Genomic DNA, 24,293 nt, shown 5'->3' with positions numbered 1-24,293 from the left:
CCATGCGCGGACTGTTCGAGGAGCCGCCGTCGCGCACGGGTGCCGGAGCGTCCGAGCTCGAGGACGCGGCCGAGAGCGTCACGGAGTTGACGCGGCGCATCGCCGCGCAGCTCCAGGGCTTCGGGCGCGTGCGCGTCGAGGGCGAGCTCTCGGGCCTCAAGAAGGCCGCCTCGGGTCACGTCTACTTCGACCTGAAGGACGCCGGCGCGCGCATCTCGTGCGTGGTCTGGCGCAGCCACGTGGCGCGGGTGGGCCGCCTCAACCCGCGCGAGGGTGACCGCGTCGTGGCCCACGGAACCGTCGACGTCTACGCACCCCGCGGCTCGTACAGCCTGGTGGTCGACCGCCTGGAACCGGTGGGGGTGGGGCAGCTGCTGGCGCGTCTCGAGGCCCTCAAGGCGGAGCTGCGCGAGCGGGGCTGGTTCGGGCGCGCGCGGGCGCTGCCCACGAGCCCGCGCCTGATCGGGGTCGTCACCAGTCGCGACGGCGCCGCCCTGCGCGACATCCTGCGCACCCGCTCCCTGCGCTGGTCCGGGCATCCCCTGCGCCTGTGCCACACGCCGGTGCAGGGACCGGGCGCGGCCGAACAGGTCGCGGCGGCCATCGCGCGGCTCGACGCCAGCGGCGTGGACGTGATCATCGTGGCCCGTGGCGGAGGCTCGCTCGAGGACCTGTGGGCCTTCAACGAGGAGCCGGTGGCGCGGGCCATCTGGGAATGCTCGGTGCCGGTGGTGAGCGGCGTCGGGCACGAGACCGACACGACCCTGGCCGATCTGGTGGCCGACCACCGCGCGCACACACCGACGGACGCGGCTCAAACGGTGATTCCCGACCGCGCGGCGCGCGAGGAGCGGCTCGAGCGGCTCTGGAACCACCTGCTCGAGGCCATGGACGAGCTGGTCGAGGCGCGCGCGGATCGCTTGGCGCGGGCTAGCGGCTCGCGGGTCCTGCGCGGCGCCGAGTGGATCCTGGCCGATCGGGCGCGGGAGCTGCGCCACCTGCTGGCGCGTCTGCACTCCGCATCGGCGCGCGACCTCGGTCGGGCGGGTGAGCGGCTGGGTTCCCTGGCCAACCGCCTGGGACGTGTGAGTCCCCGTGCTCGGGTCGAGCTGTGGGAGCGGCGCCTCTCGGCCCTGGCCCCGCGGCTCGAGGGCGGCGCGCGGACGACCCTCGAACGCGCGGATCGGCGGCTGGCCCTGGCGGCCGGGACGCTCGATGCGATCTCGCCCCTGAAGGTGCTGGCGCGGGGCTATTCGATCACCAACGACGCTGCCGGCGTCGCGGTGCGCGACGGGAGTGACCTGTCGGTGGGCGACGAGCTCGAGACGCGCTTCGCCCGCGGCAGCGCGCGCAGCCGGGTGTTCGCGGTCGACCCGGGATCGGAGCGCTCCGAGTGAGGATCTTCGCGGTCGTCGTGAACTGGAACGGTGGGGCGGCGAACCTGCCCTGCATCGCGAGCCTGTTGGATCAGGAGCTCGAGCCCGAGGAGATCGTCTTCATCGACAACGCCAGCGTCGACGGCTCGCTGGAGCGCGTGCTCGAGCGCTATCCGGCGCTGACGGTTGTTCGCAACGACACCAACGAGGGCTACGGGCACGGCTGCAACCGGGGCGTGGCGATCGCGCTCGACAGGGGGGCGGACGCGGTGTTCCTGGTCAACAACGACGTCCAAGTGCCTCGCGGAGCATTGCGGCGGTTGGAGCAGTACCTGGTCGAGCACGAGGACGTAGGCATCGTCGGACCGCGGGTGCTCTACGAGAAGGAGCCGGACCTGGTCTGGGCCGCCGGGGGCATGTTGACCTTCCGCGAGAACCTCTCGACCCTGCGTGGCCACCGCCAGCCGGATGGCGAGCCGTGGCAGGCGACGACCGCGGTCGACTACGTGGCCGGCTGTGCGCTCCTGGCGCGGCGCTCGGTCTACGAACAGCTCGAGGGTTTGGACGGCGACCTCTTCGCCTACCACGAGGACGTGGACTTCTGCGTGCGGGCCGTGGAGCAGGGCTTCGGGGTGGTTTGCCTCGGGCCGGTGCACGTCTTCCACGACGCCCACACCTCGACCGGTGGGGGCTACAACCCGCGCCGCAAGTACATGATGGCCGTCAACACGCCGTGGTTCCTGCGGCGGCACGGGACGCCGGTGCGCTGGCTGCGGTTCCTCGTCTACGACGTCTTGACCTGGCCGCTCGTGCTGTTGCGCTCGCTGTTCCGCGGCGAGGCCCGCGGCGCGATCGCCAAGGCCCTGGGTACCTGGCACGGGCTGCGAGGGCGTCGGGTCACGGCCGAGGTGTTGGAGCCCGGCGGCACATTCCTCTGGTGAGGGCTCGCGGCGAGGAGTTTCGAGGCTCGGATCCGCCGGTTCTCATCGAGACCTGAAACTCCCTTGAACCCGCGCCGATTCCTGGTCGTCGCACCCGAGAGCCCTTGGAAAGTTGGTTCGAGAGTCGCCGGAAGGTCCTTCCCGGTTGATTCGAGGTTCTATCCGAGTAAAGGCAGACCTTCGTTGGGCCCAGCGTGACTCACGAGGGATGGTTGAGCGGGACGGGCCACATTGTGGCCTCTTAGACTGTTCCGCTCGAAAACCGCCGGACGGACTCCTCCCAAGGCGCCTCGCGATGTTCCCGACCCCTGCTTCGACGATGATTCGTGCTGCCTGCGCATTCACCGCCGCCCTCTCGCTGACCGCGCTCCCCGCTGCTGGTCTCACTCCGACCCTCGACGATCCCCTCCCGGGCTTCGGCCTCGAGACCCTTCCGTCGCACGTCGTGCCGTCCCAGGCCGTGGCGACCCTCTCCGACGGCAAGTCCGTCGGCAACGACGGCTTCCAAGTGCGCCGCTTCTGGGCGGCCGGAACCTCCAACGGCACGCTCGGCAAGTTCGACCAGATCGGCGAGGCGGGGTTCGTGCTGATCGATCCCACCGAGACCTTCGTGATCGCGGGCCAGCGGGACTCGGGCGACATCTTTCGCTTCGAGCTGGACCTCAGCGGCGGAACCAAGCTGGCCACCCTGTCCGGCAACTTCGACGCCGCCTGGGAATCACCCAGCTCGATCATCGTCAGCGGCGACGTGCTCTCGCGCCTCGACCTGACCACCGGCAACACGACCACCATCGCCCTTCTGGGTGGTGCGCCCGGCCCCGTCGCCATGGCTCCCGATGGCGGGCTGCTGGTCGGCACGCGGACGGACCAGGTCCCCGCGCCGGCCGGCTCCAGCGCCATCTACCGCTTCGACCCGGCGACCCTGGCCAACCCGCCGGCCGCCGGCTACGTCGAGCAGAACGGCCTGATCGTGATCGAGACCGAGTCGGTCCCGCCCGTCGACCAATGGAAGCTCGAGAACACCAAGACGGGCTTCGCCGGCGACGGCTACTTCCGTTGGGACGGCGGGAACTTCTTCAACACTCCCGACGTGGGCACCCTGAGCTACACCTTCGAGGTGACCACGGGCGGCCGCTACGAGTTCGTGATCCACAACCGCCACGACTACCCGGAGTCGGACAAGGAGAACGACGCCTGGGTCCGCATGGACAACGGCCCGTGGCTCAAGTGCTTCTCCAACGGCGGTTGGCAGAACGTCGGCGTGTGGAACTTCCTGTCGTGGTTCGACTACAGCGGGAGCCTCCCCAACGAGCAGGCCTACTTCGACCTGACCCCGGGCCAGCACACCCTCTACGTGTCGGCGCGCTCCTACAACTTCCACGTCGACCGCTTCCACCTGTACCTCGACACGGTCTCGAACCCGTGGAACAAGGACCTGCCCGAGACCCTCGGCGGCCTGAGCCTGGCGGATGCGACCCTGTTGGCCGGTGGCTTCACGGACCTGCGTGATCTGCTGCTCGAGGGCTCCAACGACCTGCTGATCGCCGACTCGGACCCCGTGGCCGGCGCCGGCCGGATCCTGTTCTCCGCGGGCGGCAGCGCACCGATCACCCTGCTCCAGGCGGACCCGGGTGAGTACGTCGACGAGCTGGAGTTCGAGCTCGGCGGGGGCCTGGAGCCCTTCCAGGCCTTCCAGTCCAGTGAAGCCGGGACGATCCGCTACCTCACGGTCGACCCCGCCGGGGCCCACGACCGCGTCGAGCTCAAGCCCGCGCGCATGCAGCTGGACCTGATCGGTCCCGGCGTCAGCGGCCAGGGTCCGGTCGAGGTGCGCGTGGGCGGCGGCATCGCCGGTGCCGCGGCCCTGTTGGTCTGGGGCCCCGCGAGCCTGGCGAGCTCCACCGAGCTGCCCGTACCCGGGCTCGAGTCGATCTTCACCGGCCTCGACCTGGCCACCGTCCAGATCGCGACAGGGCTCTTGCCCTTCGACGCCAGCGGCGAGGTCAGCGCGACCTTCGTCAACGGCACGGGCCAGACCGGCATCGCCGTGCTCCAGGCCCTGCTGTTCTCGCCCCTGACCCTGCAGTTCGTCGCCTCATCCGAGCCGGCGACGCTCTGAGACCCCGGCGCCGACGCGCCCAGGTCAATGCCGGCCGGCAGCCCTTCGCGGGGCTGCCGGCCGGTTTGCGTTTGCTGGGACGTACGGGCCGTACGGTGCCGGGATCATTTGTCCCACCAGCCGCCAGTGTTGCTGCGAGCCGCAGCATCACTGGCGGCTGGTGGGACAAATGATCCCGGCACCGTACGGCCCGTAGTTGGGACGACGCGGAACGGAATCAGTCCGCTCAGGGCACGATCGTCAACGACTGCGAGTTGCTGGCCAAGCTGACTGCGAAGCCCACCGGGTCGATGGCGACGAACGCGTGGTCGAGGGTCACGCCGACCAGGGCTCCGACCGCACCGGCGGGGACGGTCAGGCTCGCGCTGGCGCGTCCCTGTCCGTCGAGGACGCCCAGGGTCTGCGCGAACGGCGCGACGTTCGGCTGGCCGAGGGTCAAGTTGAAGTAGGGATCGGGTGTCACGAGTGGCAGCAGCTCGCCGTCGATCGGCAGGCCCGGGCTCGTGCCGCTGGCGGAGCCCAGGAGCAGGTAGACGTGTCCCGCGAAGTCCGAGCCGGCGAGCAGGTCGAAGCCCACCGTGGCGCCGCTCGCCGCCGAGACCTCGGCCGCGTCCGACCACAGGTAGTGCTCGTAGCGGGTGGAGCGGAAGACCATCTTTCCGCCGACGGCGGGGAAGGTGTTGAAGTGCTCCCAGACCTTGGCGCCGGCGTTCGTGACCTCGAACAACCAGGCCTGGGTTCCGCTGGTGACCAGGGTGTCGCCGTTCGGCTGGCGCTGGGCGCTGGAGAGGAAGCCCGAGTAGAAGTCGCCCGGGTTCGGGGCGACGTAGGTCCAGACGGGCGCGGCGGGGCCCCAGATCGCGCCCGGCGCCAGGGGGTAGGCACCGGTGCCGTCGGCCTGGCGCTCCAGTTCCCAAACCTCCGAGTGCAGCGGCGGGCCGGCGACCTGGTTGTTGAACACCAGCACGTTGCCGGCGCCCGGTCGACCGGGCTCGATGAACTTCGTGCCGTGCTGATTGAACAGCTTCTGGTCGAGCACGGTCCCCGCGCCGTGTGCGGCCGGGTTGCCCCAACGGTAGAGCAGGTCTCCGCCCTTGCCGGAGTTGCCGCCGGTGCTGCCCGCCGCCTCGGCCGTGGTCGTGCTGTGGTCGACGATCCAGAACTCGCCCCGGAAGGGTGAGTTGATCAGCACCTGGTCGAAGACCGGGTCGTAGCTGACCGAGTTGACGTGCAGCCACTCCCCGGTCGGGGGGCCGGTCGGCGGGAAGTTGATGTCGAGACGCTCGGGATGGTCGGCGACCACGCCGAAGTTGGCCTTGGTGGGATCGAAGTCCTGGATCAGGTGGTCCATGGCCCGCCAGCGCCAGACCTCCACGCCCGTGCTCGGTCCGGTCTGGCGGTACTCGACGATCGCGTCGGGGATCCAGTTGGGGCCGGCGAGGGTGGAGGGGTTCCGGCCGGCGGCGATGGCGTCGGCCGCGCTCAGCCGCTCCCACACGATCGTCAGCACGTTCCCATTCGGCAAGGAGATCGCGTCGTGGTGCTGGTGGATCTGGGCGTTGGCTAGGTTGAGGTCCCAGGTCAACGTGCCGTCGAAGGCCGCGCGTTGGATGCCGCCGCCGAAGCCGCCCAGCGTCAGCCCGCCTGCGACCTGCTTGCAGCGCAGCAGGGTGCCGTCGGGTTCGAGGTAGACCGTGTTGCCGGGCATCTGACCGAAGGCCCAGGAGTGCACCACCTGACCGCTGTTGTCGATCAGGTAGGTGTTCGTGTCGGCGTTCGGGTTGAACAGGGTCAGTCCGCGCTGGGGCGTCTGCGCCGGTGCGACGGCGATCAGCAAGCCGAGGGCGAGGGGCGTAAGAGCGAGGGCTGGAGTCTTCTGAATCATCGCGCGTCGTGGCGTGGTCGGGAACGGATCAATCGGACCCGGTTCTAACCGCTCGACCTGCGTCGCGGGGATTCGCAACGACCACTGTCGGTCGACGTCCGCGCGCTCCCTCGGCCTCAGCCCCCGAGGGCGTCGATCGGCTCCGTCGCGCCCTCGTAAACCTGCTTGCGAACCGACAGGTAGGCCTCGAGGGCACCGCGCTCGTCGGCGGGCGACAGGTGCGGCATGCTCTGCCCGCTGGCCTGGGTGCCGTTCAGAATCCGCAGGTCGCGGGTGGGCACCTGGTCGGGTGGGGCCGGGTCGACCTGCACCCGCAGCCCCGGGCGGCGCATGACGTGCCCGAACTCGCCCTCGATCCAGACCCACTCGAAGACCTCGACACCCTTGACCGCGTTCCACAGGGTCTCGCCGCGCGATTGCAGCGCGCTCTCGCCTGCGCCGGCGTCCGGGTTGGGCAGGCGCATCAAGAGCCGCAGCAGCCCGGTGGCATCGACCAGGCTCAGGTGTGACGACGAGCGGCTGCGCGCGGAGAGCTGCGTGGGCAGCTCCATCATCAGCGGCACGCGACAGCGCGCCTCCATCCAGCCGCGGGGTGAGCCCGTCAGGCCGGTGACCATGGTCAGCGTGTCGACCTCGTCGCCCGTGTCGGCCAGGGTCGCCTGCACGGCGCCCAAGAGGGCGTCCACGTCGGCCAGGTCGCGCCCGGCCCGCTCCAGGTGCAGCCACAGGAGCCGCCGCTGGTCCGGATGTTGGCGCAGGAAGGAATCGGCCAACTGCGACAGCCGCTCGACATCGAGGGACTCGCCCTCGATGACCTGGTCGAAGCCGCCGATGTTCTGGCGCGTGGCGAATGGCTGCTGTAGGAAGGCGGCGGTGCGGTAGCCGCTGCGGCGCGCGCCCTCGGCCAGGGTCCAGGCGCCGAAGGGCAGGGCTTGGGACGACGACTGCACGCCGCTGTTGGCCGGGTAGCGACCGGTCCACAGGCTCGCGGCCGAGGCGCCCGGGTCGTCGCTGGCGGAGTAGATCGGGCCCACGAACACGCCCCGTTGGAGCATCTGCACCAGGGCCGGCGACTCGGGCTCGAAGGTCGGTTGCGACCAGTCGCCGACGGTGATGAGGACCAGGTGGATCCAGGCCGGATCGGCGCGCTGGGGCACGGGCACGCGCTCCCCTGTCACCACCTTGACGAGGTAGACCAGGGGGAAGATCAGCACCAGGGCGGCCAGGGCGAACCTCGCCAGCCGCTCCGTTCCCGCGCGCTCCTCGTCCATGGCGGCTACAGCCTGCCCGTCAGCGCCATCCAGCGCAACTTGAGCACGGTGGTGTAGCCCTGGAGCAGGATCCGCATGGTCAAGGTCGACTCGCCGCGCACGCGGTCCACGAACTCGATCGGGATCTCGGCGATGCCGATGCCGGCGCGGGCGGTCTTGAACAAGAGCTCCTGGACGATCGCGGGGCCGGGGGAGAAGGTCTTCTCCACCTCGATCGCGCGCAGGGTGCTGGCCCGCCAGCAGCGGAAGCCGGAGTTGCAGTCCGCGACGGGCACCCCGAGCAGCAGGCGGATGTAGAGGTTCGCGGCCTTGGTGATGACCTGCCGCAGGGCGCCGCGGTCGGCGTCGCTGCCGCCGCTGACGCCGCGCGACCCGAGCACCAGGCCCAGCTCGGCCCCGGACCTCGCATCGACCGTGTTCAGCCGCGCGAGCATGGCCGGCACGAAGCGCGGGTGGTGGGAGAAGTCGGCGTCCATCTCGACGACGACGTCGGCGCCCATCTCCAGGGCCCGCACGAAGCCATCGCGGCCGGCGGCGCCGCGCCCGCGGTCGACGGTGCGGTGCAGCAGGTGCAGCCGTGGCTCCGTCTTGGCCGCCTCGGCGACCAGCTTCCAGGTGCCGTCCGGGGAGTCGTCGTCGATGACGAGCACCTCGAACTCGGGCCCCAGGGCGAGCAGCTCCCGCGAGAGGTCGAGGATGTTCTCGGCCTCGTTGTACGTGGGGACCGTGCAGACGACCTTGGGGGCCGCTCCGTCGGAGGTGGGGGGCATCGCGGGGTGGGGGGCGGGGCGCGCGAGGTCGCGCCGGGCGGGCTGGGCGAGGTCGAAATCTACTCGGGTCGCGACCGGGGTGCCAAGCGGCCCCGCGCGGAACCTTGGGCGGAGCGGCGAGGGAGACGGGGACGGCGCTTGCCCGGGGCGCCTCCAGCGGCTTGGCTATGGGCGCCGATGGCCTCCAGCTCTCCCGCCAACCAACCCTCGCCAGCGTCCGCGAGCGACCCGGCCTCCGCCGCGGCCAGCCGCCTGTGGGGTCGCTGGATGCTGGCCCTGATCGGCCTCCAGCTCGCGCTCTTGCTGCACGGGGCCTGGACGGTGGGCCCCACCTACGACGAGCACTTCTACATCTCGTCGGGCTACGCCTACCTGCGGGACGGTGAGTTCGCCCTCAATCGCGAGCATCCGCCGCTCCTGAAGTACCTGGCGGGCGCGCCCCTCCTGCTGCTGCCTGGCATCGATTGGCCGTCGACGTGGGCCGACCAGCTCAACTTCCCGGTGGCCTTCTTCTACGACCGCAACGGGGCGCAGCTCGACCGCAACCTGTTCGCCGCTCGGGTGCCCTTCTGCCTGCTGACCGCCGCCCTGACTTGGGTGGTCTTCACGGCCGCACGCAAGCGCTTCGGCCCCCGCGCGGGGTTCGCGGCCTCGGCGCTCTTGGCCCTGAACCCGAACGTCCTGGCCAACGGCCGGTTGGCGGCCCTGGACATGGGCTCGGCGGCGCTGATCTTCATCGCCGTGGTGGCCTTCGCGGACGCCTTGGATCAGCCCACGGCGCGGCGGACCCTGTGGGCCGCAGTTGCCTTCGGCCTGGCCGAGTTGACCAAGTTCACCGCCCTGCTGCTGGTCCCGGCCTTCCTCGGCCTGGCGGCCCTGGCGGCGATCCGTGGCCGCAGCGCGCGGCCGCTGCTGCTCTTGGCGCGGGTGATCCTGGGCGGGCTGACGGTCTTCGCGGCGGGCTACGGCTTCGAGTCCCTCTCGGCCAACGAGGCCTGGGGCAAGGCTGCCTACAGGGTGTCTTCCAAGGCCGAAGCACCGACCCGCGAGGTGATCGAATCGGCCCTGCGCGCGGAGCTGGCGCAGGTCGACGGCGTCGGCAACGTCGACAGCCTGCTGGGGCCCGTGCTCGGCGCGGGCGACACCTCGCGCGCCATCGTGGCCTGGCGCGAGTTGACCCGAAGAACCGAGCCCGAGGGCCTCGCCGCCGCCGCGGCGCGGGCGCTGACGGCCCTCGACGGTGGCCCCGGCGATCTTCGTCGCGAGGCCTTCGCCGCCGTCCTCGAAGCGCCCGACGCCCTGGTGCCGGTCGAGACCAAGCTCGAGCTCCTGCCGCAGTTGGCCGACCGCGAGCTGCGCCAGCCGGACGGCTCGCGCCTGACCGGGACCGAGGCCTGGAGCGAGTGGTACGGCGCCGCCCGCTACGACGATTGGGACGAGCAGCTCTTCACCCAGGGCTGGGTCGAGCGCCTGACCCGCGGCCTGCTCGGCGATGCGGTGCCGATCCCCCTGTTCACCGCGCTGCGCGGCGTGGACTACCAGCTGCACCACGGCGACTACGGCCACGGCAGCTATTATCGGCGCAACCTGATCGTCCCGAGCACGACGTTCAAGGACGGGGTCAACCCCTTCCCCGAGTACTACACGGTGGTGATGGGGGTGAAGAACCCGATCGCCTTCCTCGTGGCGATCGTGGCCGGCCTGGCCCTGGCCTTCGTCTTCGGGCGCCGCGCCGCGGCCAGGCCCTGGACCCTGCTCGACGCGGCCGCGTTCCTCGCCTTCCCAGCGCTCAGCTTCTACCTCTTCTCCACCGGCAACGCCCTGATGGGTGTGCGCTACGTGCTGCCGGTGTTCCCCTTCCTGGCGCTGCTCGCCGGTCGGCTCGAGGCCTTGGTGCCGCGGCTCGGGATCGGCCTGGCCCTGGTGGCGGCGCTCGAGAGCCTGTGGATCCACCCGCACTCGTTGATGTACTTCAACGCGATTGCGGGTGGGCCCGTGAAGGGGCCCGAGATCACGGTCGTCAGCGACGACTGGGGCCAGGACGTGCGCGAGCTGGGCCGCTGGTACGCACGCAACCGCGAGGTGGTCGAGGCCGCCGGCGGCCTGCACTACGACCCCTACACCAAGGCCGAGCTGTCGAACCTGGGCTTCGGCAACGTCGTGCGCCCCACGGGCGAGCCGGTGCAGGGCTTCGTGGCGGTCAACGCCATCAACTACTACCGCAGCCACCCGCTCTACCGCTGGCTGATCGACTACGAGCCCTTCATGCGGATCGGCTGGTCGATCTACGTCTACGACACCCGCGGCGGCCCGCCGGGGGCCGATCCGGGCTTGAAGTAACGTCGGAGTGGCAGACCAGGTCCGCCGGCGCCTCGGACGACGCGCAGTCGTACTGGACCGGGCTCGGCGCTCCGCCGATTGAGAATCGATCCGCCCCCGGCGCTTGACATCCAGGGCCTATTGGTCGAAGACGGGCGGCAGTGGTGTCCTTGAACCGAGCGAGCGGGCCGGAGCGTGGCCGACGCGGAGCTTCCGCGTTCGTGGGCGTGCTGCTGCTCGGAGCGCTGATGCTGCGCACGTTCTACGTGCCCCTGCACCTGGCCCTCGAGGAGCACTGCGGCCCCACGGACCACCTCGTCAGCCACGACGCGGACTGCGCGGCCCACGTCGGGCACGGTCCGACGCACACCGACGACGACCACCAGGAGCACTGCTCCGAGGTCCACGACGCCGATCTGATCGTCCAGCGACCGACCTCGCCGGACGCCTGCGTGGACCTGTTGGCGATCCTGCCGGCGACGCTCGTCGCGCCCCCGGTCGCCTGTGCGGGGTGGAGGATGGCCGTCGACCTGCGCGGTCCGCCCGCGGCGCCACCCCGTCTGCAGCCTGAGACCCGCGGTCCTCCGATCGCGGCCTGAACGAACCGTCGACGCGCGCTGTGCCTTCGTGGGCCGCGCGCACAGGTGAGCGGCTTGCCGATGGTAGGCGCGGCTCGCCGAATCGAGTCCATTCAGACCGCTGCGTACGAGAGGGGGCCACGATGCTCCACCATGACTGCCGATCCGCCTTGGATCGCACCCTGCTGGTCGTCTTGCTGTCCGTCGTCGCGTGGGGCTGTTCGTCCGAGATCCACGAGGATCTCGACCACGAGGGCCACGAGCACGCTGTCGGCGACGACGACCACGACCACGTCGCCATCGGCGTGACCCTGTTCACCGACGAGCTCGGGCTGTACCTCGAGTACCCGCCCCTGGTCGCCGGCGTCGAAGCGCGTTTCCTCGCTCACCTGACCCTGCTGGCCAGCGGCGCGCCCCTCGCGGATGCGAGCGTGCGGCTCGAACTGTCGGGCGACGGCGGCCAGCAGGTGACGCTCGTCGCCGAGAGAGCCGAGGTGCCCGGGATCTTCATCCCCGCCGGTGCGATCGAGGATCCGGCGATCTACGCGGCGCGCCTGATCGTCGACGGAGCCGACGTCCGGGCCACGATCCCCATCGAGCAGGTGCTGGTCTATCCGGACGAGGCCCGCGCCCACGCGGCGGCCGAGGCCGAGGAGGTCGAGGAACCGGCGGACGTGACCCACTTCCTGCTCGAGCAACAGTGGCGCATCGGGCTGAGGACCGAGGTGGTTGAGCGGCGCACCCTGACCGAACGCCTGCGGGTGCCTGGGGTGGTCGAGGTGCCCCAGGGCGAGCTGGCCGTCGTCGGCGCGCCGTTCGACGGGCGACTCGCAGCCCCCGAGTCCGGGGACCTGCCGCGCATCGGCGAGCGGGTCGTGGCCGGTCAGGTGCTCGGCTTCCTGGATCCACCCTTGTCGATCGGCGACAGCGCGGCCGCGGTGGCCAACGAAGCCAGCTTGCGCGGACTGGAGCTGGACCTGATGGGGCGTGAACTCGACCTGGAGGCCCGCTCCGTCGACGTCGAGCAGGCGCGGATCCGTGCCCAGACGCGCCTGGAGTTCGCGCGCGCGGCCCTCCAGCGCGCCGAGACCTTGAGAGCCTCCGACCTGGGCACCGAGAGCGAGTTGGCCCAGAAGCGCATGGACGTCGAGCTCGCGTCGCGCGAGATCGAAGGGGCCCTGGCCCTGGCCGAGTCCGTGGAGCGCGCTCGCGCGCGGCTGGACCAGTTGCGTGCCGACGCCGCGATCGCGACCACCGCCGCCGAGGTGCCCGGACGGGCGCCCCTGGTCGCCCCGATCGACGGCGAGGTCGTCGAAGTGGGCCACGTGCGCGGCGAAGCGGTGGCGAGCCAAGCCACGATCTTCCGCTTGATGGATCTGGAGCGGGTCTGGCTGGTGGCCAACGTGTCCGAGTTCGACCTGGCCGCCGTGGGCGACGATTTGGGCGCACTGCTCGAGATCCCGGCCTTCCCCGATCGACGCTTCGACGTGGTCGCCGACTTGAACGGGGGCGTGGTCAGCGTGGGCCGCGAGGTGCAGCCGGGGGCGCGCACCGTGGCCCTGCGCTTCGCGGCCGACAATCCCGACGGACTCCTGCGCGCCGGGATGTACGTGGACCTCCAACTCGCGACGGGGAGCGCCGCTGAAGCCGTCGCCGTGCCGACCACGGCCGTGGTCACCGAGAGCGGCCAACCGATCGCCTTCGTGCTGCTGGACGGCGAGACCTTCCAGAAGCGGTACCTCGAGTTGGGCCCGCGCGACGGCGACCTGGTCAGCGTGCGCGCGGGGCTCGAGCCCGGCGAGCGGGTCGTGACCGCCGGTGCCTACCTGCTGCGCCTGGCCTCGGCGTCTCCCGCCGAATTCGGCCACGGCCACGCCCACTGACGCCTCGGAGCCAGCCATGATCAACGCTCTGATTCAGTGGAGCCTGCGCCAACGCCTGGCCGTCCTGCTCGTCTCCGGCATCCTCCTGGCCCTGGGGGCCTGGTCGGCCGTCAAGATGCCGGTCGACGTGTTTCCCGACCTCACGGCGCCGACCGTGACTGTGATCGTCGAAGGCCACGGCATGGCGCCGGAAGAGCTCGAGACGCTCGTCACCTTCCCCGTCGAGACGGCGGTCAACGGTGCCACCGGCGTGCGCCGCGTGCGTTCGGCCACCGCGGTCGGGATCTCGGTCGTCTGGATCGAGTTCGAGTGGGGCACCGACATCTACCGCGCGCGGCAGACCGTCAACGAGCGCCTGGCGACGGTCGTGGGCTCGCTACCCGAGCAGGTCGGCGCGCCGGTCCTCGCGCCGGTGTCGTCGATCATGGGCGAGATCATGTTCGTCTCGCTGACCTCGGAGCTGCACGACCAGCTCGAGCTTCGCACGACGGCCAAGAACCAGATTCGCCGGCGGCTGCTGGCGGTGGCGGGGGTGTCGCAGGTCACTCCGATCGGCGGGGAGGAGAAGCAGTACCAGGTGGTGCTCTCCAGCCAGCGACTGCAGGCGTTCGGCGTCGGCCTGACCGACGTGGCCGACGCCCTGCGCGAGGCCAACGAGGACGTCTCCGCCGGCTTCCTGGTGGAGGCCGGCTCCGAGTCGGTCCTGCGCGGCATCGGACGCGTGCACTCGGAAGCCGACATCGCCGCGACCGTGGTGGCCCAACGCGACGGCCGGCCCGTGACCGTGGGCGACCTGGGCGTGGTCCGCATCGGCGCGGCGATCCGCCGCGGCATCGGCTCCGCTTCCATGCGCGACGCCGACTGGGTCGCCAGCACCCACGAGGGAGTCGTGCTGGCGGTGCAGAAGCAGCCCGCGGCCAACACCCTGGCCCTGACCGGCGAACTGGACCTGGTCCTGGCGGAGATCGCGGCGGCCCTGCCCGAGGGCATGGTGATCAACTCCAAGCTCTTCCGGCAGTCGACCTTCATCGAGAACTCGATCGACAACACCGCGGCGGCGCTGCTCGAGGGGGGCGGGATCGTGATGCTGATCGTGATCGTGTTCCTGACCAGCTTCCGGGCCAGCCTGATCACCCTGCTCGCGATCCCGGTCTCGCTGGTGGTCGCGGTCCTGGCCCTGCAGTTCGGTGGCGCGAGCATCAACACCATGACCCTGGGCGGCATGGCGATCGCCATCGGGGCTCTGGTCGACGACGCGATCATCGACGTGGAGAACGTGGTGCGGCGACTACGGGATAACCGCGCCCTGGAGCCGGCCCGGCGCCGCGCCGCCCTGCGGGTGGTGTTCGAGGCCAGCGTGGAGGTGCGCACGTCGATCGTCTTCGCGACGTTCATCATCCTGCTGGTGTTCCTGCCGCTGTTCTTCCTGACCGGAGTGGAGGGTCGCCTCTTGCGGCCCCTCGGCGTGGCCTTCTGCGTCTCCCTGGCCGCGTCGCTGTTCACGGCCTTGACCCTGACTCCGGCCCTGTGCCTGTACCTGCTGCCGACCAGTCGAACGGTCGTGGGTGGGGGCGAGCCGCCCCTGGTGGCGCTCTTGAAGCGCCTCTATGCCTGGCCCTTGCGGGCGGCCCTGCGGTTCCCCCTGCTGACGACCGCACCGGCCGTGGTGCTGTTCGTCGTGGCGGTGATCGCAGGGAGTCGCATGGGGCGCAACTTCCTGCCGGAGTTCAACGAGGGCGCACTGGTGGTCAGCGTGGTGACCCTGCCGGGCACCTCGCTGGCGGAGAGCTCCGGCCTCGCCGACGTGGTCGAGCGCGCCTTCATGGAGCATCCCGAGGTGGTCAGCATCGGACGCCGTACCGGACGCGCCGAGGAGGACGAGCACGTGCAGGGCGTCGAGTCCAGCGAGCTCGAGGTGGTGCTCGACCTCGAGGCGCCGGCGCGGCTAGGACTCGAGACGCGCTCCAAGGAGGCGCTGCTCGACGCCCTGCGCGCCGACGTCGCCGCGGTCCCCGGCATCCAGGCCACCTTCGGACAACCCATCGGTCACCGCGTCGACCACATGCTCTCGGGCACCCGCGCCAACATCGCGGTCAAGATCTTCGGACCGGACCTGGTCGAGCTGCGCAGCCTGGCTGCACGTGTGGAGTCGGCCATGGGTGGCATCGCGGGCGTGGTCGACCTCTCGACCGAACAGCAGATCGAGGTGCCACAGGTGCGCGTGGAGTACCGGCGCGAGGACCTCGCGCGCCACGGCCTGCACGTGGCCGATGCCTCGGCGGCGCTGGTCGCGGCCTTCCGCGGGTTGCCCGTGGGGCAGATCCTCGAGGATCAGAACTCCTACGACCTGACCCTGCGGCTGGAGCAGGCGGCCGACGCGACCACCGCCGACGTGGGGCGAGTGCTGGTCACCGCCCCCGACGGGGCCCGCGTGCCCCTGTCGGCCCTGGCCGACATCGTCGTGGACCGTGGCCCCAACTTCATCTCGCGCGAGAACGTGCAACGCAAGATCGTTGTCATGTGTAACGTCGCCGGGCGCGACATGGTCAGCGTGGTCGACGACGCCCGCGCGGCGATCGAGGCGCAGGTGGAGTTTCCCTCCGGCTACTACGTCGAGTACGGCGGGCAGTTCGCCAGCGCGGCGCAGACCAACCGACTGCTCGCGATCCTCGGCGGGCTGGTCGTGGTGGGCATCGGCTTCCTGCTCCACGTCATGTTCCGCTCCATGCGCGACGCGCTCTTGATCATGGTCAACCTGCCCCTGGCGCTGATCGGCGGCGTGGCGGGGGTCTGGCTCTCGGGAGCCGTGATCTCGGTCGCATCGATCATCGGCTTAATCTCGGTCTTCGGCATCGCGGCGCGCAACGGGATCATGTTGGTCTCGCACGTGCGGCACCTGCAACTGGAGGAGGGCGTGACCGACTTCGTCCAGGCGGTCAGGCAGGGCGCCCTGGAGCGCCTTGCGCCGATCCTGATGACGGCCCTGGCCTCGGGGCTGGCGCTGATCCCGATCGCCATGCGTGGCGACGAACCGGGAACCGAGATCCTGACTCCCATGGCCTACGTGATCCTCTTCGGACTGCTCTCGTCGACGGTGCTCAACATGCTCGTGGTGCCAGCCCTGTACGTGCGCTTCGGTCGGCCGCCCGTGTCCCTGGGCCCCGAAGGAGGTGCCGCTTGAGCGCGCCCACGAGGCTGGTCGCGGGGCTCGCGGGTTGCATCGCGGCCCTCTCGGGTCCTGGCTGCAAGGCGGTCGATCCTCGAGCGGACTTCGATCGCGCGCGCGCATTGATCGAAGCGCGCAGCGGTGGCGAGGCGGCCTACGACCCGGGGTCGAGGGCCCTGTCGGTCGAGGAGTTGGACGCGGTCCTGTTGGACGGCCTGACCCTCGAGGAGGCCCGTCGCCTGGCCCTGGTGAACAACCGCGAGCTGCAGGCGGCCTTTCAGTCGATCGGCATGGCCCATGCAGATTGGGTCCAGGCCCAGCTGCTCTCGAACCCGTCCCTCGCTCTACTGATGCGCTTTCCGACCGACGGTGGTCGGTCGCTGTTCGAGGCCACCCTCGGCTTCGGACTGCTCGAGCTGTGGCGTATCCCGGCAGCACAGGAGGCTGCCCAGCGCGAGTTGGAGGCGACCGTGCTGGAGATCGCGCGGCGGGCCGGCGAGGGCCTGGCCGACGCGGAGCAGGCCTACTTCGCCGCGGTCGCCGCGGACGCCCTGCGCCGCGTCTCGGCCCAGTCCCTGGAGTTGGCCGAGCGTTCCGCTGCCGCCGTGGAGGAGCTCTACGCGGCGGGGGCCGCCGACGCCCTCGCGGTCTCACTGGCCCACGGGCCGGTGCTGTACGCGCAGCTGCAGGTCGAGACCGCGCGCATCGAAGCGGCCCAGGCGCGGCGCGAGCTGGCCAAGCACCTGTCGCTGCTGCGACCGGTGGAGGGCCTGGCCCTGGTCACGCCCCTTCCGGCCCAGGTGGAGGGTGAGCTGGATGCGGAACGCCTCGTGGCCACCGCCGTCGAGCAGCGGCTCGACCTGCAGGCGCTGGAGCTGTCGATCGCGGCTCAGGAGCGGCGCGTGGCCGCCGAGCGCCGCCGCGGCCTGGGCGACGCCGAGGTGGGCCTGTCCACGGAGATCGAAGAGGGTGCCAGCGGCGCCCTGCTCGGTCCGGCCCTGAACCTCAGCCTGCCGATCTTCGATCAGAACCAGGCCCAGGTCTCGCGCGCCGAGTTCGAGTTGACGCAGTTGGTCAAGCTGCGCGACGCCGCCTGGGTCGAGGTGGCCCAGGACGTGCGTTCGGCCGTCGATCGCCTGGCCAGCGCCCGCCGCAGTCTGAGCGTGAACCGCGGTCGGCTCACGCCACAGGTGCAGGCGAGCTTGGCCCTGGTGGCCCGGGCGCGGGAGGTGGGGGAGGGCAGCCTGCTGACGCAGCTCGAGCTCGAGCGTCAATTGCTCGACAGCCGGCGGGCCGAGATCGTGCTCGAGCTGGAGGCGGCCGCGGCGGCGACCGAGCTGGAGCGGGTCACGGGAGCGCGGATCGCGCGGCTGCCCTGAAGGTCGGGCCGCCCGGCAGGGGGTCGGCGCGGGCGGGGCGGCAGATGCGATATCCTGCGCGCCATGATCTGCGCCTCCGCACTGCTCGCCCTGGCCCTGCCCCCAGTGAACGGCGCCCCGGGCGAATGGCCCGACCAGGTGCGGGCGGCCCTCGAGCTCGCCGGCGACAACCGGCCCGAGATCGAACGCGTCCTGACCCACTTCGCCGATGGCGAAGACCTGCAGCAGCTCGAGGCCGCGTACTTCCTGATCGGCAACATGCCCGGCCACGGCTTCGTGGACTACGCCTTGTTCGACTCGGACGGGAACGAGGTGCCCTACAGCGCCCTCGACTACCCGAACTTCGACCGAGCCCAAGCCGCGCTCGACGAGTTGGAGGCGCAGCACGGACCCCTGGAGTTCGAGAAGCGCGCCCTGGTCGAGGACCTGCAGGTGCTCACGACGGACCTGCTCGTCGCCAACATCGACCAGGCCTTCGAGACCTGGCGCGGAAACCCCTGGGCGCGGGACCTGACCTTCGAGACCTTCTGCGAGGCGATCCTGCCGCACCGCGGCAGCAACGAGCCGGTCGAGGACTGGCGCGCGCCCCTGCGCGAAGAGGTCGCGCTACTGCGGGCCGAGCTAGGCGAAGACGCCGCCGCGGGCGACGTCGCCGCGCGCATGGGACAGTTGGCGGCCGCGCGCGTCGGCTTCACCACGCTGTACTACCTGCACCCCACGGACCAGGGCTTCGCCGAGATGACCCGCGAGGGCCGCGGCCGCTGCGAGGACATCACGAACATGACCACCTACGCCATGCGCGCGGCCGGGGTGGCGTCGGCGGCCGACTACACGCCCTGGTGGGGGCACAGGGACAACAACCACGCCTGGCCGGTGATCCTCGACGCGCAGGGACGTGGCCACGCCCCCGACGGCAACCGCGCGGCGAAGGTCTATCGCAAGACCTACGCCAAGCAGCTCGGTAACCTGGCCTTCCAACTGACGGAGGGCGAGACGGCGCCGCCGTGGTTGGATCGCGAGACCTACCGCGACGTCACCGACCAGTACTTCGACACCGTCGACGTGTCCGTGCGCACCGACGGCGAGCAGCGCTTCTCCTACCTGTGCGTCTTCAACGGCGGCGAATGGCGTGCGATCCACTGGAGTCGCAACGAGTCGGGCGACGCGCTGTTCGACCGTATGCACGGCGGGCTGCTCTACCTGCCGGCCCATTGGTCCGCGGGCGAGCTGGTCCCGGCTGCGCCGCCCTTCTTCCTGACCGAAGCCGGCGAGGTCCAGCCGCTCGAGGCCAGCGAGCACTTCACCTGCAGCGCGACCTTGCCCACGGCGGCGGGCCAGCGCTACGAGCTCTGGGCCTGGAAGGACGGCTGGAGCTCCCTCGGGACGCTCGAGGGCCGAGAGGGCGGCGTGCTGCGCGACGACCTGCCGGCGGGCGGCCTGTACTGGCTGGTGGCCGAGGGCTCGCGGCGCCTCGAGCGGCCCTTCCGGGTCATCGACGGTGCCGTCGTGAGCCTCTGAGGCCGGTCGAGTTCGGTCGCCTCCGGGGGTGATTCGACCCTCACTGGCACCTGCCGGGGCCGACTCCCCGCGGTCTGGGTCGCGAACGGGTCCACGTCGCGACTCACGAGCCCGAGCGGGACTTCGATCGCGAGCGACGCCTCGACCGAGATCAGGGCCACGATCGCGAGCTGGGAGTGCTCGAGCGGCCCCGCCGGCGCGGCACCCCGAGACCACGCGCAGCGCCCTGCCCGCGCGGCTCGCGCAGCAGGTCTGAGGCGCCGATCGGAGGCGGCACTCGGTTCGCAACGGCCACGCCGAAGCTCCGGGCCACATGTTCGGCCAACTGCTGGAGGCGGCGATGCACCTGGCCAAGCTCGAGGCTGCGGGCCTCTTGACCGCAACCATGACCTTCGAGGGCCGGCGGCCCCAGACCGACCTGGACCTGACCCCCGGTCGGCCGCGAGGTCCTGACCCACTGGCGCGGTCAAGCCGGGCGCCTGCTGGACCAGCTGCCTTTGGGACCCTTTTCAGTCGTCCGTGCCCAGCTCGAGGGGGTCGACGTAGCCGGTGCGTTCGAGCTGCTGGCGCAACTCGTCGCTGCGGATCCGGATGCCCTCCCCGAAGACCAACATCGATTCGTGGCGCTGGTTCATGCTGCGTCGCAAGCGCCGACGCGCTTGTTCCGAGCCCTCGTCCGCGGCCTCGATCCAAGTCGGCGTCCGGTCGCTTGGCGACTCGTAGGTGGCCAGGACCTCCGGCTCCTGGAACCACCGCGTCTCGGTCTTCCAGGGCGCGAAGCCACGCTCGTAGGGCGTGTTCGTGTGCCGGTGCCAGAAGCGCATCGAGGGGCCACGCACGGTGGTCACGACCTTGCCGGCGTAGGACATGGCAAAGCCCAGGCTGGGCGCTTCGGACAACAGGCTCGTGCCGCTGAGGTCGTAGGGAGGTTCGATCTCGAGCAGGTCGAGCACCGTCGGGCTGACCTGCAGGGCCTCGACCGGCAGGTCGAACGTCCCGGGCGCCAGGCCCGGCGCGCGCACGATCAGGGGCACGTGCAGCACGCCCTCGGTCAGGGCCATGCCGTGGCCGTAGCGCACGAGCGACTCGAACAGCTCCTCGCCGTGGTCGGCAAAGAACACCAGCGCCGTGCGGTCCCAGTCGTCGCGGGCCCGCAGGGCCTCGAGCACGCGGGCGAACTGGTCGTCGGCCCCGGCCACCTCCGCGGCGTAGAGGTCGCGGATGCGCGCCACGACCTCCGCCTCGGGCATCACGCGGGCCTCTTCGAGTTGGTTGAAGTAGGCGTACTGCTCCGCGTGACCGAGCAGGTCGTGGGCCGCGTAGTCCCAGTGGCGGGGGGGCGGGCGGTGTTCGGCGTGGGGGTCCATCAGGTGCATCCACGCGAGCCAGGGGCCGCGCTGCCCGTCGATCCACTCCAGCCCCGCGGTGACCACGGCCTCGTCCCACAGGTACTGGTCCGAGTAGTCCTCGGGCCGGTCGCGCATGCCGCAGAAGCGCTCGTCCCAGCCGTCGTGCCAGACGGTCTGGTCGGAGCCCTGGAGCTGACACATGTTGGCGACGAAGGACCCCGTCGCGAGGCCCGCGTCGCGGGCCAGGGTGGCCAGGGGGACGACGCCCCGGGCGAAGCCCGAAGTCTGGTCGCGCACGCCGTGCTGGGGCGGCAGGAGGCCGGTCAGGATCGACGTGAACGACTCGTTGGTCATCGTCGCCTGGGCGTAGGCGTGCTCGAAGCGCAGTCCTTCAGCCGCCAGGGAGTCGATCGCCGGAGTCCTCGACGGCGAGCGCCCGTAGCAACCGAGTTGGTCCGCGCGCAGGGTGTCGACCGAGAACAGCAGCACGTTGTCGACGCGCGCTCCGTGGGCGGCCTCCGTCCCGCAGGAGGCCAGCCCGAGTGCCAGGGCCACCAGGGCACTCGCCGTCGCTCGCACGCCGGGGGCGTCGGTCATTCGCCCTGTCGATCGGCGGGCGTGGGGTCGCCGCCTAGCTCGAGCCCGGTGTAGCCCAGTTGCTGCAGCTTCTCCATGAGCTCAGGGTCGTCGATGCGGAAGCCTGCGCCGAAACGGATCAACTGCTTGTCGCGTTCCTCCATCGAGCGACGCATGCGCTGCAGCACCTTGGCGTTCTCGGCCGCGCCGACGTCGAGCCAGGTCGGCTGCCAGCCCGGCGGCGGCGCGGCGTAGGTGACCAAGCACTCGGGTTCGACGAACCACGGGGCCTCGGTGCGCCACGGCGCGAACTCGCGGGTGAAGGGCTCGGCCGTGAGGCGTTTCCAGTAGCGATTGACCGGCCCGCGCACGGAGGTGGCCAGGCTGCCGGCGAACGACATGGCGATGCCGGTGCTCGGGTTCTGCTCGAGCAGGCTCGCCCCGGCCATCTCGTAGGGCAGGTCGATCTCGAACAGGTCCAGCAGCGTCGGTGCGATCTGCAGCGACTCCACCGGCAGCTCGAACACCCCTGCGTCGAGCCCCGGCGCGCGCACCATCAGCGGCACGTGGAAAACACCCTCGGTCATCGAGAAACCGTGGTCGTAGCGCACCCAGGTCTCGAACAGCTCCTCGCCGTGGTCGGCCGAGAAGATCACCGCGGTGCGGTCCCAGTCGTCCCGCGCGTGCATGGCTGCCAGGGCCCGCGCGAACTGCTCGTCGGAGGCCTGGATCTCGGCCGAGTAGAGCTGCCACAGGCGCTCGACCACGTCCGCCGGCGGCATCTCGCGCAGCTCTTCGTAGCGGTTGTAGTAGGCGTACTGGTCGAACTTCTCGCGCGGCGCGTCGCGCTCCCAGTCCCACAGGTGGGGGGGCGGGCGGTGCTCGGCGTGGGGGTCCATCAGGTGGATCCACGCGAACCAGGGGCCCTCCTGCACGTCGATCCAATCCAGGCCGGCGGTGACCACGGCCTCGTCCCAGAGGTACTGCTCCGAGTAGTTCTCGGGATCGTCGAGCATCCCGCAGAAGCGCTCGTCCCAACCGTCGTGGAAGACGGTGTGCGGCGTGTCCTGCAGTTTGCACATGTTCGCGATGAACGAACCGGTGGCGATGCCCTCCGCTTGGATCATGAGCGGCGCGGGCAGGATGCCCTTGGCGAAGCCCGAGGCCTGGTCGTGCACGCCGTGCTGGGGCGGCACCAGACCGGTCAACATCGAGGTCAGCGAGGGGTTCGTGATCGTGGCCTGGGAGTACGCCCGGTCGAAGCGCAGGGACTCCGCCGCGAGGGCATCGGCTGCGGGGGTGGCGCCCTGGGGGTTGCCGTAGCAGCCGAGCTGGTCGGCGCGCAGGGTGTCCACCGTGAACAGCAGCACGTTGCGGACCGTTGCGCGGGGCGACGGGCCCTCGGTCCCACCGCCGCAGGCCGCCAGGGCCAAGCAGGGCGCGGCGAGCAGGGTGGCGACTGCCGAGTGGCGACGGCGCGGAGACGACAGGTGAACTCGGACCATGGCGGGAGAGTCTATCGGACATCCGAGCCGAAGCCTTGGGGTGCCCCCGGCCGCGGGCCGTAGACTGCGACCCGATCGACGCCCACGCGGGCGGCTCGAGCCCGTACCCCGACCATGCAATCCGCGCCCCCCGCTCGTCGACGCCCGCTCACGGGCGACGCTCCCTCGGCCCACATGCTGGCCGGCCTCGCACTCGCCGGCCTGGCGGGCTGCGGCAACTCGCCCGCCGAGGCGCCCTCGGTGCTGTTGGTGACGGTCGACTGCCTGCGCTCCGACCACGTGGGCGCCTACGGCTACGGGCGCGACACGACCCCGAACCTGGACGCCCTCGCGGCCGAGTCGGCCCTGTTCGAGCGCTCCTACTCCCACGCGCCGTTCACCGCGCCGTCCCACGCCAGCCTCTTGACCGGGCTCAACACCCCGAGCCACGGGCTGGTGTTCTGGAACTACAAGATCGACCCCGCGGCCCAGACCTTCCAGGACCTGTTCGGCGCCGCGGGCTACCGCACCAGCGCCTTCATCAACCATCCGGGCCTGCCCCCGACGGGGTTGCTGGAGGACTTCGACCTGCCCTCGACCCAGCTCTCGGGTCCCTGGGAGGACACGGTCGAGCACTTCTTCGACTGGGTCGATTCGGGTGAGGGGAAGTTCGCGACCTGGGTGCACCTGTGGGACGTGCACCGGCCCTTCGGCTACCGCGAGTGGTCAGCGGAGCTGCTGGGCTTCTACCCGGGCACCGGACGCCAACCCGGCCGACTGCCGTTCGCCGAGTCCGGGTTCGGGCCCGGGCACGACGTGCGCGTCGGACGGCTCGAGGCCCACTACAACGTCAACCCGACGGAGCGCGCAGGGCCCCTGCCGGTTGGCGCCGAGCAGCGGCGGCTGGGCGAGCTCGACTGGCGCTACATCGCGGATCGGTACGACAACGGGATCCGTTTCGCCGACCGCGGTGTGGGAGCCCTGATCGAAGGCCTGCGTGAGCGCGGCGTGCTGGACGATACTCTCGTGGTCATCACCGCCGACCACGGGGAGTCCCTGACCGAGCGCGATGCGGTGTGGTTCACCCACGATCCGTTCCTCTACGAGGAGACCCTGCGGGTGCCGTTGGTGATCCGTTTCCCGGGTGGGCGCTTCGCGGGGCAGCGCGAGGGCGAGCTGCTGGTGCGCGGCATCGACGTGTTGCCGACCCTGCTCGACGTGAGCGGTCTCGACGCACCCGCGGCGCTGCAGGGCCGCAGTCTGGTGGGGGTGCTCGACGGGAGCGATCGCCAGCCCGTGACGCTCTTGGCTCAGACTCAGACCAAGAGCGCCAAGGAGAGCTTCAGGAGCGTCGTGAAGGATGAAGCGGGACCCGATTGGCTCGAGTTCCGACAGGCGGTGACCGATGGCCGCCACAAGCTGATCCTGGACTACGACACGGGCACGCTCGAGTTGTACGACCTGTCGAGCGACCCTGGCGAGGTACACAACCTGGTGGTGGACAACAGCCTCGACGGACCCGGACTGGCACTGCGCGACGAGCTGCAGCGCTACCGCTCCGAGCTCCCCGCGGCGCCCGTCCACGTGGTTGATCCCGACATCGCGTCCCAGGCACTCCTGGACGCCCTCGGCTATGTCGAGAAGGACCCCGCGGGCGAACAGGACTGACTGGTGTGGGA

15 protein-coding genes are annotated in these 24,293 nt (G+C 70.9%); 10 read left to right on the top strand and 5 right to left on the bottom strand.

All coding sequences use genetic code 11. The annotated features are described in order from the left end of the window. Positions 1 to 2 precede the first annotated feature (2 nt). The 3 genes from xseA to Pla133_RS15150 all read left to right on the top strand — a co-directional run bounded on the left by xseA (position 3) and on the right by Pla133_RS15150 (position 4,436). Positions 3 to 1,397 carry an exodeoxyribonuclease VII large subunit gene (gene xseA, locus Pla133_RS15160; protein ID WP_145066691.1) on the top strand — a complete coding sequence of 465 codons (1,395 nt, stop codon included), beginning with the start codon at positions 3 to 5 and terminating at the stop codon, positions 1,395 to 1,397. Then, positions 1,394 to 2,317, top strand: coding sequence for a glycosyltransferase family 2 protein (locus tag Pla133_RS15155; protein ID WP_419191562.1), 924 nt, complete (start codon positions 1,394 to 1,396; stop codon positions 2,315 to 2,317). Before xseA ends, Pla133_RS15155 begins: the two co-directional genes overlap by 4 nt. 319 nt (positions 2,318 to 2,636) lie before the next feature. Then, the gene (locus Pla133_RS15150; RefSeq protein ID WP_145066687.1) at positions 2,637 to 4,436 is read left to right on the top strand and encodes a YncE family protein; all 1,800 of its coding nucleotides are present in this window, start codon (positions 2,637 to 2,639) and stop codon (positions 4,434 to 4,436) included. A 226-nt stretch (positions 4,437 to 4,662) separates the two neighbouring features. On the opposite strand, the gene Pla133_RS15145 is transcribed toward Pla133_RS15150, so the two are convergent. The 3 genes from Pla133_RS15145 to Pla133_RS15135 all read right to left on the bottom strand — a co-directional run bounded on the left by Pla133_RS15145 (position 4,663) and on the right by Pla133_RS15135 (position 8,362). After that, a complete protein-coding gene (locus tag Pla133_RS15145) occupies positions 4,663 to 6,321 on the bottom strand; it encodes an aryl-sulfate sulfotransferase (RefSeq protein ID WP_145066685.1) in 1,659 nt (552 codons plus the stop codon). Between the two features lie 116 nt (positions 6,322 to 6,437). Further along, on the bottom strand, positions 6,438 to 7,592 hold the full coding sequence (locus Pla133_RS15140; RefSeq protein WP_145066683.1) for an alkaline phosphatase family protein: 1,155 nt from the start codon (positions 7,590 to 7,592) through the stop codon (positions 6,438 to 6,440). A 5-nt stretch (positions 7,593 to 7,597) separates the two neighbouring features. Continuing rightward, the gene (locus tag Pla133_RS15135) at positions 7,598 to 8,362 is read right to left on the bottom strand and encodes a polyprenol monophosphomannose synthase (protein WP_145066681.1); all 765 of its coding nucleotides are present in this window, start codon (positions 8,360 to 8,362) and stop codon (positions 7,598 to 7,600) included. Positions 8,363 to 8,539: 177 nt separating this feature from the next. On the opposite strand from Pla133_RS15135, the gene Pla133_RS15130 reads away from it, so the two are divergent. The 6 genes from Pla133_RS15130 (at position 8,540) to Pla133_RS15105 (ending at position 19,205) form a co-directional block, all read left to right on the top strand. Beyond that, positions 8,540 to 10,702, top strand: a complete 2,163-nt coding sequence (locus tag Pla133_RS15130) for an ArnT family glycosyltransferase (RefSeq protein ID WP_145066679.1) — start codon at positions 8,540 to 8,542, stop codon at positions 10,700 to 10,702. A gap of 143 nt (positions 10,703 to 10,845) precedes the next feature. Further along, positions 10,846 to 11,280 (top strand): hypothetical protein, encoded by a 435-nt coding sequence (locus tag Pla133_RS15125; protein WP_145066677.1) that lies wholly within the window; start codon positions 10,846 to 10,848, stop codon positions 11,278 to 11,280. 149 nt (positions 11,281 to 11,429) lie between these two features. Further along, positions 11,430 to 13,142: an efflux RND transporter periplasmic adaptor subunit gene (locus Pla133_RS15120; RefSeq protein ID WP_145066675.1), complete on the top strand. Its 1,713-nt coding sequence runs from the start codon at positions 11,430 to 11,432 to the stop codon at positions 13,140 to 13,142. 16 nt (positions 13,143 to 13,158) lie between these two features. Next, the gene (locus Pla133_RS15115; protein WP_145066673.1) at positions 13,159 to 16,323 is read left to right on the top strand and encodes an efflux RND transporter permease subunit; all 3,165 of its coding nucleotides are present in this window, start codon (positions 13,159 to 13,161) and stop codon (positions 16,321 to 16,323) included. Then, the gene (locus Pla133_RS15110; RefSeq protein ID WP_145066671.1) at positions 16,320 to 17,687 is read left to right on the top strand and encodes a TolC family protein; all 1,368 of its coding nucleotides are present in this window, start codon (positions 16,320 to 16,322) and stop codon (positions 17,685 to 17,687) included. Before Pla133_RS15115 ends, Pla133_RS15110 begins: the two co-directional genes overlap by 4 nt. Positions 17,688 to 17,750: 63 nt before the next feature. Continuing rightward, positions 17,751 to 19,205 carry a transglutaminase domain-containing protein gene (locus tag Pla133_RS15105; RefSeq protein WP_145066669.1) on the top strand — a complete coding sequence of 485 codons (1,455 nt, stop codon included), beginning with the start codon at positions 17,751 to 17,753 and terminating at the stop codon, positions 19,203 to 19,205. 509 nt (positions 19,206 to 19,714) lie between these two features. Here Pla133_RS15105 and Pla133_RS15100 read toward each other — a convergent pair. Both Pla133_RS15100 and Pla133_RS15095 read right to left on the bottom strand, forming a co-directional pair. Beyond that, the gene (locus tag Pla133_RS15100) at positions 19,715 to 21,151 is read right to left on the bottom strand and encodes a sulfatase (protein WP_145066666.1); all 1,437 of its coding nucleotides are present in this window, start codon (positions 21,149 to 21,151) and stop codon (positions 19,715 to 19,717) included. After that, on the bottom strand, positions 21,148 to 22,635 hold the full coding sequence (locus tag Pla133_RS15095; RefSeq protein ID WP_145066664.1) for a sulfatase: 1,488 nt from the start codon (positions 22,633 to 22,635) through the stop codon (positions 21,148 to 21,150). The genes Pla133_RS15100 and Pla133_RS15095 overlap by 4 nt, the downstream gene beginning before the upstream one ends. A 114-nt stretch (positions 22,636 to 22,749) precedes the next feature. Here Pla133_RS15095 and Pla133_RS15090 point away from each other — a divergent pair, with 114 nt between their 5' ends. Further along, positions 22,750 to 24,282 carry a sulfatase family protein gene (locus Pla133_RS15090; protein WP_145066661.1) on the top strand — a complete coding sequence of 511 codons (1,533 nt, stop codon included), beginning with the start codon at positions 22,750 to 22,752 and terminating at the stop codon, positions 24,280 to 24,282. Positions 24,283 to 24,293: the final 11 nt, after the last annotated feature.

Source organism: Engelhardtia mirabilis, assembly GCF_007748095.1.
Lineage (GTDB): Bacteria > Planctomycetota > UBA1135 > UBA1135.
The sequence above is the reverse complement of the archived record's forward strand: the minus strand, read 5'-3'. Positions and strand labels throughout refer to the sequence as shown.

Coding starts and splice junctions, on each gene's coding strand:
- xseA (WP_145066691.1), top strand. CDS start 3: ATGCGCGGACTGTTCGAGGAGCCGCCGTCGCGCACGGGTGCCGGAGCG.
- Pla133_RS15150 (WP_145066687.1), top strand. CDS start 2,637: ATGATTCGTGCTGCCTGCGCATTCACCGCCGCCCTCTCGCTGACCGCG.
- Pla133_RS15145 (WP_145066685.1), bottom strand. CDS start 6,321: ATGATTCAGAAGACTCCAGCCCTCGCTCTTACGCCCCTCGCCCTCGGC.
- Pla133_RS15140 (WP_145066683.1), bottom strand. CDS start 7,592: ATGGACGAGGAGCGCGCGGGAACGGAGCGGCTGGCGAGGTTCGCCCTG.
- Pla133_RS15135 (WP_145066681.1), bottom strand. CDS start 8,362: ATGCCCCCCACCTCCGACGGAGCGGCCCCCAAGGTCGTCTGCACGGTC.
- Pla133_RS15130 (WP_145066679.1), top strand. CDS start 8,540: ATGGCCTCCAGCTCTCCCGCCAACCAACCCTCGCCAGCGTCCGCGAGC.
- Pla133_RS15115 (WP_145066673.1), top strand. CDS start 13,159: ATGATCAACGCTCTGATTCAGTGGAGCCTGCGCCAACGCCTGGCCGTC.
- Pla133_RS15105 (WP_145066669.1), top strand. CDS start 17,751: ATGATCTGCGCCTCCGCACTGCTCGCCCTGGCCCTGCCCCCAGTGAAC.
- Pla133_RS15100 (WP_145066666.1), bottom strand. CDS start 21,151: ATGACCGACGCCCCCGGCGTGCGAGCGACGGCGAGTGCCCTGGTGGCC.
- Pla133_RS15095 (WP_145066664.1), bottom strand. CDS start 22,635: ATGGTCCGAGTTCACCTGTCGTCTCCGCGCCGTCGCCACTCGGCAGTC.
- Pla133_RS15090 (WP_145066661.1), top strand. CDS start 22,750: ATGCAATCCGCGCCCCCCGCTCGTCGACGCCCGCTCACGGGCGACGCT.